The organism is Xanthobacter sp. DMC12, from assembly GCF_056314105.1.
This window is the reverse complement of record NZ_JBQUYZ010000006.1, coordinates 41,736-54,770: the sequence shown is the minus strand read 5'-3', so window position 1 is coordinate 54,770 and position 13,035 is coordinate 41,736. Positions and strand designations below refer to the sequence as shown.

The 13,035-nt window shown below is 65.0% G+C and carries 12 protein-coding genes; 8 read left to right on the top strand and 4 right to left on the bottom strand.

The features are described 5' to 3' along the window. Positions 1-269: 269 nt before the first annotated feature. Positions 270-728 carry a BRO-N domain-containing protein gene (locus tag ACT535_RS20225; protein ID WP_476365791.1) on the bottom strand — a complete coding sequence of 153 codons (459 nt, stop codon included), beginning with the start codon at positions 726-728 and terminating at the stop codon, positions 270-272. A 204-nt stretch (positions 729-932) separates the two neighbouring features. Between ACT535_RS20225 and ACT535_RS20220 the strand changes: the two genes are divergently transcribed. Continuing rightward, positions 933-1,679, top strand: coding sequence for a DUF3102 domain-containing protein (locus ACT535_RS20220; protein ID WP_476365790.1), 747 nt, complete (start codon positions 933-935; stop codon positions 1,677-1,679). 181 nt (positions 1,680-1,860) lie between these two features. Here the strand turns inward: ACT535_RS20220 and ACT535_RS20215 are convergent, their stop codons facing one another. The 3 genes from ACT535_RS20215 to ACT535_RS20205 are packed head-to-tail and all read right to left on the bottom strand — an operon-like array spanning position 1,861 to position 2,926. Next, entirely contained in the window at positions 1,861-1,983 is a 123-nt protein-coding gene (locus tag ACT535_RS20215; RefSeq protein WP_476365789.1) for a hypothetical protein, read from the bottom strand. After that, positions 1,983-2,681: a Rha family transcriptional regulator gene (locus ACT535_RS20210; protein WP_476365788.1), complete on the bottom strand. Its 699-nt coding sequence runs from the start codon at positions 2,679-2,681 to the stop codon at positions 1,983-1,985. The genes ACT535_RS20215 and ACT535_RS20210 overlap by 1 nt, the downstream gene beginning before the upstream one ends. 38 nt (positions 2,682-2,719) lie before the next feature. Further along, a complete protein-coding gene (locus ACT535_RS20205) occupies positions 2,720-2,926 on the bottom strand; it encodes a hypothetical protein (protein ID WP_476365787.1) in 207 nt (68 codons plus the stop codon). A 306-nt stretch (positions 2,927-3,232) separates the two neighbouring features. Here ACT535_RS20205 and rnhA point away from each other — a divergent pair, with 306 nt between their 5' ends. From rnhA to rnk, 7 genes are all read left to right on the top strand, one after another. Beyond that, the gene (rnhA, locus tag ACT535_RS20200) at positions 3,233-3,754 is read left to right on the top strand and encodes a ribonuclease HI (protein ID WP_476365786.1); all 522 of its coding nucleotides are present in this window, start codon (positions 3,233-3,235) and stop codon (positions 3,752-3,754) included. 25 nt (positions 3,755-3,779) lie between these two features. Continuing rightward, positions 3,780-4,334 carry a hypothetical protein gene (locus ACT535_RS20195; RefSeq protein ID WP_476365785.1) on the top strand — a complete coding sequence of 185 codons (555 nt, stop codon included), beginning with the start codon at positions 3,780-3,782 and terminating at the stop codon, positions 4,332-4,334. 173 nt (positions 4,335-4,507) lie between these two features. Then, positions 4,508-8,584, top strand: coding sequence for a hypothetical protein (locus ACT535_RS20190; protein WP_476365784.1), 4,077 nt, complete (start codon positions 4,508-4,510; stop codon positions 8,582-8,584). A 476-nt stretch (positions 8,585-9,060) separates the two neighbouring features. Beyond that, positions 9,061-9,690, top strand: a complete 630-nt coding sequence (locus ACT535_RS20185; RefSeq protein ID WP_476365783.1) for a hypothetical protein — start codon at positions 9,061-9,063, stop codon at positions 9,688-9,690. 176 nt (positions 9,691-9,866) lie between these two features. Beyond that, positions 9,867-10,466, top strand: coding sequence for a recombinase family protein (locus ACT535_RS20180; protein WP_476365782.1), 600 nt, complete (start codon positions 9,867-9,869; stop codon positions 10,464-10,466). A gap of 911 nt (positions 10,467-11,377) precedes the next feature. Beyond that, entirely contained in the window at positions 11,378-12,121 is a 744-nt protein-coding gene (locus tag ACT535_RS20175; protein WP_476365781.1) for a hypothetical protein, read from the top strand. A 465-nt stretch (positions 12,122-12,586) separates the two neighbouring features. Then, the gene (rnk, locus tag ACT535_RS20170; RefSeq protein ID WP_476365780.1) at positions 12,587-12,991 is read left to right on the top strand and encodes a nucleoside diphosphate kinase regulator; all 405 of its coding nucleotides are present in this window, start codon (positions 12,587-12,589) and stop codon (positions 12,989-12,991) included. The last annotated feature ends 44 nt before the right edge of the window (positions 12,992-13,035 follow it).

Here is a 13,035-nt window from a genome sequence, read left to right as displayed (position 1 = left end):
TTTCAATATGTTAAGGCGCATCACCCATGAGAGGAGATGTAGGGCGGACGGCGAAGTCCTACAAGCCCTTCGGGGCCGTGAAAACCAAAATAAGTGACTGATTTTTCTTGTTAAAAAGGATGGCCGTGGAAATTGATTCGGCGTTTCAGCTAGGGGGGTAGCCGCCTCGCGGAATCAAATCTCTTGGCGTTCCGTTAGGCCTTCTAATTTATCGGGCCGCGAACGGGACTTTTACGTCAGACTGCGAGGCCGGGCGTCGCCGTCAGCCTTCAGCCGGCGGGCGAAGAACTGCGGCTTCTGGTCCTCCAGCGAAAGCCGGCCGCCTCCAGTCGCTTGACGACGTCGCCCATGATCCCCTTGGCGTCGAGGGCGTCGACCACTCGCGCGGCCAGCTCTTCGGCGGCGACTTCGCCCGTCGCGACCTTCTCCTCGCCCATGATGTAGGCGCCGTCCTTGCGGATGGCGGGGAGCACAACGCGCGTCACCCAGTCCTGGAAGGCGCGGGCCTCGGGCTTGTCGGAGCGCAGCACCAGATCGTAGAGCCCGCTCTCGGACACAGCGATCAGGCCCTTGCGGGGGCGAAATCCGCCAACATCCGCTCGGCGGACTTTGGGCTTCTGGTCCTCGCCGAGGCGGGAGTAAGCGTTGCTGGCGTTCTGGATGCCATGGGCATCGCAAACATCGAGCCCGAGGAATCGCGGGGCGAAGGACTCCCCCGGCTGCCGCACAATGCAGCGGCCCGTTATCCAACCGACTCCTGTGCCCGGACGCCATTCTCGCGAAGGTGTTTTGGCTCTGACGGGTCAAGGCGAGAGGGCGCCGTTTGCCCCCACACTAGCTTAAAGCGGACCGCGAAAGCACGGACTACCAGCGTGAAATACTGCGCTCAGGTCCCGTTTCCACTACATCGCCGCAACAAGGGGCACCCGATCATGAACATCGTCAGCACCTTTCCCGTCCCGGTCATCGACCTGCCGTTCCTCGCCCACGAAATTAACGACGCGCATCGTCAGGCGGTCTTCCACGGCAAGTCTATGCTTCTTGAGGCTCGCCGCGCTGGCGAGCACCTCCTCAAGGCCAAGGAGCAGGTTCGGCACGGAGAGTTCAAAGCGTGGGTGGAGCGGAACTGCGATGCGCCCTACAATACCGTCGTGCAGTACATGCGTGTTGCGAAAGCCGCCTCGGCCAAAAATGTGGACCTCCACGCTTTTGAAGGCGGCATCCGAGCCTTCCTCGACGCCTGTGCCACGCCCCGTGCCAAGACCCCCGAGGTTTCCCAAGCCTTCGACCGGGACGACGCAGCCCATGCCCTGAAGCTCCAGGCCCTTGCCGAGCGTGGGTCCACCGAGGCTGAGCGTGATGTGGCCCGGCGGAAGCTCGAAGCCTTTGCCAAGGGGTTCGGCCACACGGCTGAAGCGCTCGTGGGGAAGGCACAGGGCATCCTCCCGGACTGGCATAAGTCATCCGAGCAGATCGAGCTAGCCCGCTACAACGCCGAAGCCCGGGCTGCCAGGGCCGAAGCCTCCGCCCTCCGCGCCCGGCTCAACACCGTCCTCTCGCGCACGAAGGAGCTGGAGACCGAGTTCTCGAAGCTGTCCCGTGGGGAGCTGGTCGACCGTTGCGTCGGCTTTGTGCTGGAGCGCGAAGGCTACGCCGATTTCATGAAGAGGGCCGTCTGACGCTACGTTGCGATAATAGGAGTGCGTCGGCTACAGCCGGCGCCTCCACACTGCGGACAGCGCAGCCTTGCCCATGATCCTGACCTGCACGGCTCCGCGAGGGGACCTATTCAATGCCTGACCTGGACCCTCTCCTCCGACCATACTCTCCCCGGCCCTTGTTCCTCGATCTCGGGGAGATTTAGCCGAAGCGGGCCTGGGCGTCGTAGCCCAGCTCCAGGAGTTCGTAGAAGATGTCGAGGGGGACGGGCTGGCCGTCTGCCCAGTAGAGCCGGGCGACGCGGAGGGCGCGGGGGGCGGGCATCAGTGGCACGTGCCCCAGAGGGCCTTCGCCGCAGCGATGCAGTACTTGTTGCGGCTGCCGTAGACGGCCGGGTCGCGAGGCTCCAAGGGGAATTTGTTGCGGGGATCGTTGGAAAAGATGGTGAGCGCCCGGCCGGCCTCTCCGTTCCCGAGGCGCAGCGGGACCAGTCGCATGTGGCGGAGCGCCGTGATGTCGTACTCGGCCACGAACTCCGCGGCATTAGGAGGCGGGGCGACAGGGGTGGGAGACTGGACCGCCGGCCGGAAGAACCCCTTCAGCTCCTCCAGGTCCCGGTTGATCTTTGCCAGTGCGACGACAATGGGGCCGGTGGTGAAGCGGTCCTCCCCGGCCTTCAGCTCCGCCTCCATAGCGTTGAACTCGGCGATGTAGGCCAGCTTGAACTTGAGCGCCTTGACCCCGGTGAAGCCCATGGCGAGCAGCGTGAAGCCGTCACGGGTCATGTCGTAGCATCGGTGCTGCTGCGGCCCGGTGTTCGGGAGGGTATAAAACCCCTGCTGAAAATTCAGCCGGGCTTCCTGCGCCTCGGAAAGCAAGGCGTCGATGCTTTGCAGCACATTGCGATGCTCCTTCCCGAAGTACGTCGCCACGTCCTTCGAGCTGGCGACCACGCGGTTGCCGGCGATGCGGACGAGGGGGATCAGGGAAGAGGCCGTGCGCGGATCAACATGAGCGTTCATATCGTACACCTCTGCGTACTATCTGGGCGAGCGGAAGATCAGGAGGCGGGCGAGGCAGGCGCCTCGGTGAGGGTCACGGCCTTGTCGCGGGCGATCTGCGCCAGGGCGATCTTGGCCTCGATCCCGTAGAGCTGGACCATCCCCGTCGCGACATCCGTGGGGAACCCGGCGGTGATGAACACCCGGCCGAGGATCACGGCGCCGAGCGCAACGCCAGCCTGGAGGGTGTCCGGCAGGTTCTCCACGGTGAGGGCAGCATCAAAGCGCCCATATCGCCCGCGGAAGGCCCCTAAAACCGGACAAAAATCATTAAAATCAATTACTTAGTTTGCACCCACATTAGCCTCTGGAACGCGGAATCGCGGCCCCTTTTGGCGCGACACCCAAGGCCCTTTGGCGGCCTGTCACAACCATGCCCCTTCCAGAGGGGCCCTCACCTCTCCCATAAAGGACCCGACCTTGCCCGATTGGCTCTTCCGCCTCGCATCACAATCCGCTATCGTCATCCACCTCGCCCTTGCGACCGCGCTCAGCATCGCGGGGATGCCCACTTGACGGCCGTTCCGAACCGACCCGTCATCGTCTATGCGGACGGCTCCGCCATCGACAATCCCGGCCCAGGTGGCTGGGCCGCCGTCATCGTGACGGAGGACGGCAGCGCCCGCCCCCTGACGGGAGGCGAAGACCACACCACCAACAACCGGATGGAATTGACGGCCGCCCTTGAGGCGCTGAAGGCGCTGCCTGCCGACGTTCCTGCCGTGCTGCACCTCGACAGCGACTATGTCGTGAAGGGCGCCACCGTCTGGCGCAAAGGCTGGGAACGAAGGGGCTGGAAAGGCTCCTCCGGCAAGGCAGTCGCCAACCGCGACCTCTGGGAAGCCCTCTACGCAGCCGCCGATGCCCGCCCCCATGCCACTTTCAAGTGGGTGCGGGGCCACGCCGGAAACAAGTTGAACGAGACCGTGGACCGACTGGCACGGGCTGAAGCTGAGAAGCGGAAGCTGGCGGTCCGGGCGCGGTGGTCCCCCGACAATCCCGCACCCTTCGGGCGGACGTGGGAGGCGGTCTGACCGTCCCGGACACGACCACCGTAAAATGGGCGTCCCCTACGTCTTAGAGACGGCCGACCCTGTCACAGGCGAGGCCATCTCCTTCGACCTCGGCGTGTCCATGACCTTGTCCGAGTTCACCGATAGCATGGGCGTCCCCCGTCGCCTCGGTCGGGCCGTCCTGGTGGAGATGGGCCTCCTTCAGTCAGAGGGTGGGCGTCTTCGGATCAAGCTCGAACATCAAGCCGCAGGGCTCGGGATGCGCCTCCATAAAAAGGGCACCCGCTTTCCCTTCGATGTGCTCTTCCCCGCCGGGCAGGCATGGGCCAAGGAGAGGTGGTCTTCAGCGAAGTTCGAGGTCGAGAGCCACCGGGGCTCCGCAGCAGCTCTTGCCCTGCAAGCCTATTGCGATTGGCGCGGTGGGCCAATGACCACGCAGATGGACGTGTGCTGGCTCCTGGATCACTTCCCTGAGCTGACCACCAGGGACATTGCGCGGGTCCTGTCGGTATCCGAAGCGGCGATCTTCAAGTGGTCGTCTCTGAGGACACGGCAACGGGAACATACCGAGAGCCGCAAGAGGCTTCACCTGAAATCCTGAAGCAAGCGCTCCCCCTTCTGTTGTCATACACGGGCGCTTACTCCCCCAAATCACGACCTCATTTCCCGACGCCATGGCCGGTCCAATCCCGTCGCGGCGCCGGCCTCCGCGTGTGTCGCGCCTCGCCAAGGCGGGCACCCCCATCCGCTCCCAAACCATAGAGAGCTACGCGAGTGCCCCAAGACATCGATAGTCTGTTCCTCGACCTCCCAGATACCCAAGGAGCCGCCCCGGCGGCGCCCGAGATGCCCCCGGTGGACAACCTGCCGGACACCCTCGGGGCCGATCAGGTGCTTCCAGCCCCCACCTCCGTGGCCCCTGCCGCTCCTCCCGCCCAGCCCGCCGTCGATCCCGTGCCGCCGCGCCCCGGTGCTGCGGACCAGCGTCCCACCACGCCGCCCGTCGCGGACGACGCGCCGCTCTTCGTCCACAGCAACGCCATCGCCAATCGCGCCTACCAGATGGCGAAGGAGCAGGGGCTGCCGGCGAACCACGTGGTCGCCATCCTCAAGCAGGAGAGCAACTTCGACCCGACCCGGCGGCCCATCGGGAAGGACGGCAAGCCCCTGTCCTCGGCCTTCGGGATCGGCCAGCTCCTCACCGACGAGCGCACCAAGTCCGGGATCGGCGACAGCACGGACCCCGAGGTCCAGCTCCGCGCCGTCATGCCCAAGATGCGGGACGCCTACGACCGCGCCCGGAAGGCCCTCGGCCGTGATCCCACGCCGGGCGAGATGTACGTGGTCTACTACCAGGGCGCGGGGGCTGGGCCCCGCATCCTCGCCAATCCCTCCGCCAGCCTGAAGGACACCCTCGACGGGGTGAAGCCCGGCTGGGGCAATGTCGTCTACGAGGCGAACCCCTGGCTGGCGAAGTCCGGCATCGTCACCAACGCCGACTTCATCGCCTGGACCTCCGGGAAGATGAACTCGGCGCTGGGCGCGAAGAGCGTCCCGACCAATTTCACCACCACCATCCCGCGTTCCGAGACCGCCCCGCCGTTCGCCCCCGCCGGCTCCCAGGCGGATGACGCCATCCTCCAGGACCGCGTCACCTACAAGCCCAGCCCGACCCTCTGGCGCACCGTGGAGGCGGCGGCCGACGAGACCACCACGGCCTACGTCTTCCGCGACAGCCCTGTGTTCGCCCCGGCGCCGGACTACAAGCCCACCATTGAGGAGCTGGAAGCCCGCAAGCAGGGCCTCCCGGAGAAGTTCCACGACCGCCTTATCGGCGTGTCACCCGCCCATTCCGACTACCTCATGGCCCAGGCCCAGCGGCAGGCGGAGAACGAGCGCACCCTCGCCGAGGCGGGATGGACCGGCACGGGCATCCAGCTCGCGGCCGACATCCTCGATCCTGTCAGCCTCGGTGCGGGGATTGCCTCTGGCGGTCTCGGTGCCTTCGCTGGCGGGACCATGAAGGCCGGGCTGCTTGTCCAGCGTGTCGCGGGTGGTCTCGGCGCCGCGGTGGGCAATGTTGCCCTGACAGGCATCGCCGATGCCGCGGGCAAGGAAACAACCAATTCCGACTATGCCTACGCCGCCGCCTGGGGTCTCGGTCTCGGGTTCGCCTTCGGGCCGCTCGCTCGGAACCCGGCCACTCGGGACCTCGCCGACGAGGGCGCCCACGCTGCAAGCCGGGCGATGGCGGACATTGAGCGGGGTCTCCCGCGCTTTTCTGGTGGCGAGGGCACCCTCAGTGCCGCTCCCGCCGCGGTGGACAACGTCAAACTCTCCCAGGGCGACCTCATGTCCATTGTCGACGCGGACGTTCCGCGCACCGCAGTGGAGAGCCTCCGCCCTGATATGGCCGGCCGTGGCGGCACCTCCGACAACCCACTCATGCGGGCGGTCTCCCAGTCGCTCGGTCTCGACGTGGTGGGGAAGGTTGGCCCGAACGGCGAGATGGCGGTCAATCCGTTCTCCGCCGGGGAGGACAAGCTGCGGATCATGAGCGCCGGCAGCAATCGCTTGTACAGCGTGGCCTACCCCCAGTTTGACGAGTGGGCCAAGGCGCGGGGCGTTAACTGGATGAAGCGCGTCTCCCCGCGCCTGACTGACGAGTGGGAGACCTTCGCCGAGCAGATCACGGCCCACCGCCGGGACCTTCGGGCCGACCGGGACGCTCACTATGATCCCCAGGTGGTGAAGGTGTCGAAGGAGCTGGGAACGGCTTTGGAGGAGCACCGGCAGGGCAACATTACGCCCCGCCCGGAGACCCCGGACAACCCCGGCCGCCCCCTCGCCGGGATGGAGAATGTCCCAGCCAATCCGCGCTACATGCCCCGCGTCTATCGCCTCGACAAGATCATGGCGATTGACCCCACGGGCCGGAAGTTCATCGGGTGGCTGGAAGGCTCTCTCCTGTCCGCGCATAAGGAGCTTGGCGACAAAGCCGAGACCCTCGCCCGCGGGCTGTACAGTGGCGTCGTGCGTCGGGGCTTCAACCTCGACGAGTTCGCCATGATGGCACGCGACGGTGCGACGGCGGATATTCTGCGCTCCGGTATGCTGGACATCGGCATGTCGGAAGCGGACATCGCGGACATTCTGGCCCGCCTGCCGAAGGGCTCCAAGCCCGGCTTCACCCACCTTCGCCTGGACCTCGACGAGACCTTCGTCCACCCTAGGACCGGCCTCAAGCTCGGCGACTTCACCGAGACCAATGCCTTCGACCTCTTCGACCACTATAACCACCAGGCCTCGGCATGGCGGGCCGCGGGTCGCATTCAGATCGTCAAGGGCGATGGGGAGGTGTTGCTGGACGGCATCCGCTCCCGGAAGGAAATCAGCGACGTCCTGCAACAGGTCGCCGACAAGGGGTATCAGGCGGGCCTGACGCCCAAGAAGATCGAGGACGACACGGCGCTCCTACGGGAGATGTTCGACCGCCTCTTCGGTGTCCCCCACGAGAAGGCATCGTCGACCGTGGCTAAGGGTGCGGAGATCGTCCGCAACCTCGCGACGATGACCTCGGCAGGCAACTTCGGCCTCTCCGCAATCCCCGACATGGCCCGTATCGCCACTGTCGGAGGGCTCCGGGCGATGCTTCAGCACATGCCGGCATTGCGCACCGAGATTGTGCGGGGTGGTGTCCTGCATCCCCGGAGCGACCTCGCAATGGATATCGCGGCCTTCGGCGCTGTCGACGAGTTCCGGCACCTGTCGGCCCGCCGCCTTCCCGAAGATGGGATGCTCACGACACCGATGCAGGGTGTCCTCGACAAGATCGGGGGCTACACCCGCACCGGGGCCGAGGCCGTCGTCCACCTGTCGGGCATGAACATCATCAACCGGGGGGTGCGGGAAGCAGCTCGCCGGGTGATGGCCTCGCGCTTCTACCGCGATGCAGAGGCGGTCTTCGGCAGCGGCGGGACGGCGGACCTTGCGAAGCTCTCCCCGGCGGAGCTGAACCGGATGAAATGGTTCGGCCTCGGCGACGATATGCTCACTCGCGTCCTCCGGGAGGTGAAGGAGCACGGGGAGACGGTGGACCACTGGACGGGGGCGAAGCTCAACCGGCTGAACCCCGATGCCTGGACCGATGACGAAGCGAAGCACGCGTTCACCATGGCCCTCAACCGGGCCGCCGGCCGGGCCAGTATGGAGCACGACTTCGGCTCCGGCACCGTCTGGGACCGCTCTCCGATCTTTCGGACCTTCTCCCAGCTCCGCCGGTTCGGCTTGAACGCATGGCACATGAACATCCTTCACGGCTACGCCATGCGTGACCCGGAAGTGTTCTGGGACGTGGCTGCCTCCTCCTTCGCCGCGGCGGCCCTCTACGCCGCCCGGACGCGGATCGAAGCGGCGACTCGCTCCGACCCTGAGAAGCATCTCCAGGAGCGCTTTGCTCCCGGCGCCTTCGCTGCGGCGGTCTTCCAGCTCGGCGCCTACTCGTCGCTCATTCCGGCGCTGGTGGACACCGGGATTGGCGTAGCCGGTGCCAATCCGCTCTTCGGCTTCCGCAACTCCGCCCTGCCGTCCGACGCGTGGTTCGGCAACCCCTCGGTCACGTTCCTGAACAACCTCTTCAGGGTCGCGCCGAGCGCCTTTATGCAGCCCATCGTGGCCGTGCGGGAGCGGTCTCAACCCGAGTGGCGGCAGATGCTATCCATCCTGCCGTTCAGCAATAACATCGCGGTCCAGTCGGCCCTCGGTCTCCTCGTTCAGGACGCCCCCAGGTTCGCGCCCAAGAGCCAGACCGGCTATTCCCTACCGGACGCTGTCATCGGCGCGGTACAGTAGCGCTTCCCTTCCACGGTGCCGGGTCCGACCCCCGGCTTCGTCGGAGGAGCACCGGCGATATTTGGCGGAAATTTCTGAAACGGTGTCGATTGAAAAAGGCTCGCGCAATACCCCCCGTGCCCCTCGCGCATTACGCGCATCACGCGCACGGTATCGCGCACGGGCGTGGGCGCGGCCGGCACCTTTCGCGCGGGCGCCGATGCGGCACGAGACGCCCCCGCTCTCCGAATGCCCCGTGCAACTCCCACCGAGTCCGCCAGCAGCCGTTCGAGGGCTGCCGCGTCCCGATCCTACCGGACGGGGCGGGACACCCATCAGCGAGTCCCGCGATCGATCCTGACGGCCGGGCCGGCCTTCTAGTGGTTCGCGACTCCGGGCGCCTCCCGTGTGCCCATCGTGCCGATCTGGGCAGAGGAGAGGCGTTGCAGTTGGATGCCGTCCAATGCACGTTCTCCAGCCGCGGATTGGAGGACAGAGTGGCCCAGCGTGAACCCAATGTTCTCTGCATCGACGTTGGCGGTCCGACCAATATCGGATGGGCCGATAGTCTGGGTGCCATCGGCTCTGCGCTCGACCTTGGCGCCGTCCTCCGATGCCTGGGCGAGCGGCTTCGGCAGGGCGAGCCCTTAGCCCTTGGTTTTGAGGCTCCCATCTGGACGCCGCGACGTACGGACCTCTCGCGGATCACCTCCGCACGTGGCGGCATGGAACGTGAGATGCGGCGGGCATGGTCCGCCGGTGCGGGGTGCGGCGCCTTGGGCGCTGCCCTGGGCCTGATGCCCTGGTGTTTCTCCACGCTGTTTGCCGCGAGCGGATCAATGGCCGCGACTACCAACCCCGACCGCTTTCGGGCCGGAGTAGCCCCGCTCTTGGTGTGGGAGGCATTCGTCACGGCTAAGGCGAAGGGAATGGGGCATCATGAGGATGCCAGCTTTGCCGTGGCCGCGTTCCGGGAGAGGTGGCCGGACCTGCTTTCCGACGTGCCGAGCGAACCCGCCATGAACCATGCAGCCTCCGCCCTGCGAGTCTCGGGCTTTGACATCGCCGACGATGAACTGGGCTCCGCCGCCGTTGTCATTGCCGCCGCTCCCCGTGTTCTCCCGTGACGTCCGGCGGATTCTGCAACAGGCCCGTGATGCGCCCCGAAGGGCCCATACCGAAACCTCTCGCCGAAACCGCCCTTCCTGGACACCGATCCATGCGGGTTTGCGAAGGGGACTTGACCCATTCTGTAAACACTTGTTATCGGTATGGGCATCGCCAGCTTCCCGGAGCCCCTGCCGTGTCCCGCAAGACCGCTCGCCGCGTCGCCCTCTACCTGCGCGTCTCCACCTCCGAACAGACCACCGAGAACCAGCGTCGCGAGCTTCAGGTCGTGGCGGAGAAGGCCGGCTGGGAGGTGGTGGCCGTGTTCGAGGATGCCGGCGTCTCCGGCGCCAAGGGCCGCGACCAGCGCCCCGGCTATGACGCCATGCTGAAGGCCGTCACCCGCCGCGAGGTGGACATGGTGGCTGCGTGGTCGGTGGATCGGCTAGGCCGTTCGATGGCGGACCTCGTGGCCTTCCTCGGCGAGCTTCACGCCCGCGGCGCCGACCTCTACCTCCACCAGCAAGCCCTCGACACCACCACGCCCTCCGGCCGGGCCATGTTCCAGATGATGGGCGTGTTCGCCGAGTACGAACGGGCCATGATCCGGGAGCGGGTGAACGCCGGGCTGGCGCGGGCGAAGGCGGAGGGCAAGAAGCTGGGGCGGCCCACGGTGGGCGCCGAGACGGAGGCCCGGATCAAGGAGCTTCGGGCGCAGGGAATGGGGATGCTGAAGGTGGCGAAGACGCTGGGAGTGGGCGTGTCGGCGGTGCAGCGGGTGGTTGGAGGCGGGTGAAGGAGGGCGCGGGAAGGACCGCTTTTCTCAGCGCCTCCGTCCACCGATCTGTTTCATTCCAGGCGCCGGGCCAAGAGGCGTGAGTGGAAAGCGGGGGCTCCGAAGCATGCGAGCGATCAAGATAGGCGGCATCATCTTTCTGGGAGTACTTGCAGCGTGGCTCTACCTTGCGGCGTTCGGCCTTGGGCTTTTCCCACCTACTCCGCCGCTATTAGAAGGGGCGAGTGGCCGAGGAGGATGGTGGTCAGGCGGCTGCACGGTCACTGACGAGAGAACGAGTTATCCGGGTAACGGCTACAATGTGCCCGAGGCCCTCTCCCCGGAACTCACTAGCCGTCTGCAACAGTTGGCTCCTCCTGGAAGTTCGAGCGTGGCGCTGGAGGAGTTTTTGCGTTCGCAGGGCTTCAGCAAGGGCCAACCCTGCGCAAACGATCCGACGAAGTACACGGCTGCATTTCATCAGGAGGGTGGGGGCTTACTCAGGTTTCCGATCTTGGCTGTGGCTGTATGGAAAGCTGATGACGGCAAGGTGGTTTGGGTGAAGGGGCACATAAGCGCTGGCGGCCTATAGCCAGGGCGCTCGAAAAGAGCGCCTACGCGCTCGGAGGGGATTGAGGAAGGAGGCGCTAGGGATGAGGCGCGTCCAGCGGCCGTGAAGTGCGTTGGACAGTTGCAGGCGTGGCCCAGATAAGAGAGCGGCGGAGGACGGGTTTGTTGCGTCCGCGTTTCTCCCGATCTGTTTATTTTAGTGGAGATTGGCTGTGGCCCCATCAGGCGAAATTCGCGAAGACGACTTTGGTTTCGTTTACGTGGACATTTCGAGGCCGTGGGTCGCTTGGTCAGTCTATAGGGGGGCTCTAATTAGCGCTGACACCGCAGATGCAAATCCCGCCGCCATTTCGTGGTTTTTCGTGGATACGATTTCCCGCGGTATCGTTGGAACGCTGCGCCGGGAGGGGGTCTTGGAAGGCGTTCGCCGCAAGGCTTTTCCCGAAAAGCTTTCGCGGTTGACCTCCCTATATGCGTTCCCGACGCTCGAAGATGCAACGACAGCCCATCAAGGGCAGGGCAAGTTCATTCAAGACAATCTTGTGGCTATCGCCCCATTTGATCCATCATTTCGGCGTGAAGTCTATGACATGCGCTGGATCGACGATTTTGATGCGCTTGGGCCAACGACGGCGGCACGATACTGGTCGGGCGAGTTCTCAAAGACTGCACACCGAGAAATGCTTCTTGCTGGACGTTTCGCGGTGCTGGGAACCTCTGTGAGGAGGAGAGCGTATGAATTAATCGCGCAGCGGGACCCCAAATCTCTTGCGATGCTTGAGTTGTCTCGGCTCGCTTTGGAGTTCGGATCGGACCTCGGCGTCGTCTCGCCGTATATTTTTGCTAGCGGTGATGACCTGGAAGTACGCCACATTCTAAAGTACACGCAGGAGGAAGGTCTGGAAATTTGGGCGCGTGCATTGTCAGAGCGCAAAAATAACCCTGGCTTCCAAATAAATTTTTCAGACCTAAAACCACTGATGGACCCGGCCGCCGATTTTGAAGAGCTTTTCCGGACTCCTGATGAGACAGAATTTTTCAAACCATTCCGGATCGACAAAGCCCAAGTTCTATTCGAAGCGATCATGGAAGGTAGCTCTTCATGAGCCCTTGCCCAACGGCCACCGGACTGGTACACGGAATTTTCACGCCGTCCGAATTTATCGTTTATTTTCAAAGATAAATGGCCGAGGATCACGTTTTCAATCCTCTCTCGCAGCACCAGTTCAAGACGGAATCCAGAAAACAGCGCGCGGCCACGGCCTGTCGCGCAGGTGGGTCCAAGGGGGCGCTCACTGCTGCGCGCCGCGGGCCGACTTGACATTACGTAAGGTGCCGGGCCTGATGACAGGATGACCGGCGCTCCATACCAATTCTGCCGCCCCTGCCCCATCGCAGGAGCGTAGCCCCGCGTCCGGCGTTTGCGCCCCGGGCGCCGGGGTGACGCGACGCCGTTCCCGGATCGCACGCGGCGGCCAGAGAGAGCGCAGACCAGCCTCCATTACGTCTTGAACCCGCGGTCGCTGTACCGACGGCAGCGCCGAAGCGCGCCTTTTAGAAAGTTTATTCAGATGACAAAGCCTTCCCGTCGCGAGCGCCTGCCGGCTCTTGTCCTCAACCGCGCCGACCACGAGCGCCTGACCAGCCTCGCCACCGCCGCCCTCGACAGGATCCCGGACGTGGCAGAGGAATTGCTGTCCGAGTTGGAGCGGGCGCGGCTGGTGTCGCCGGAGCGCGCACCGGTGAACTCTGTCCAGATGGGCGCCACCGTCACCTACCGGTCGGCGGACTCCACCCGTACCGTGCGGCTCGTCTATCCCGAGGATGCGGATATCGCGGACGGCAAGGTGTCCGTGATGACGCCCATCGGCGCGGCGCTCATCGGACTGTCCGAAAACCAGTCCATTTCTTGGACCGCCCGGGATGGACGGCGCCACCAACTGGAAATCCTCGCCGTCGCGCCCGCGCCGCGCTGATATCCTCTCGAGCCGCCGCAACAGAGGACGCCGCGGCGCCGGCA

Bases quoted from the DNA above. Each gene is read 5' to 3' on its own strand.
- ACT535_RS20220 (WP_476365790.1), top strand. From the start codon at position 933: ATGAACATCGTCAGCACCTTTCCCGTCCCGGTCATCGACCTGCCGTTC.
- ACT535_RS20215 (WP_476365789.1), bottom strand. From the start codon at position 1,983: ATGCCCGCCCCCCGCGCCCTCCGCGTCGCCCGGCTCTACTGGGCAGAC.
- ACT535_RS20210 (WP_476365788.1), bottom strand. From the start codon at position 2,681: ATGAACGCTCATGTTGATCCGCGCACGGCCTCTTCCCTGATCCCCCTC.
- ACT535_RS20195 (WP_476365785.1), top strand. From the start codon at position 3,780: ATGGGCGTCCCCTACGTCTTAGAGACGGCCGACCCTGTCACAGGCGAG.
- rnk (WP_476365780.1), top strand. From the start codon at position 12,587: ATGACAAAGCCTTCCCGTCGCGAGCGCCTGCCGGCTCTTGTCCTCAAC.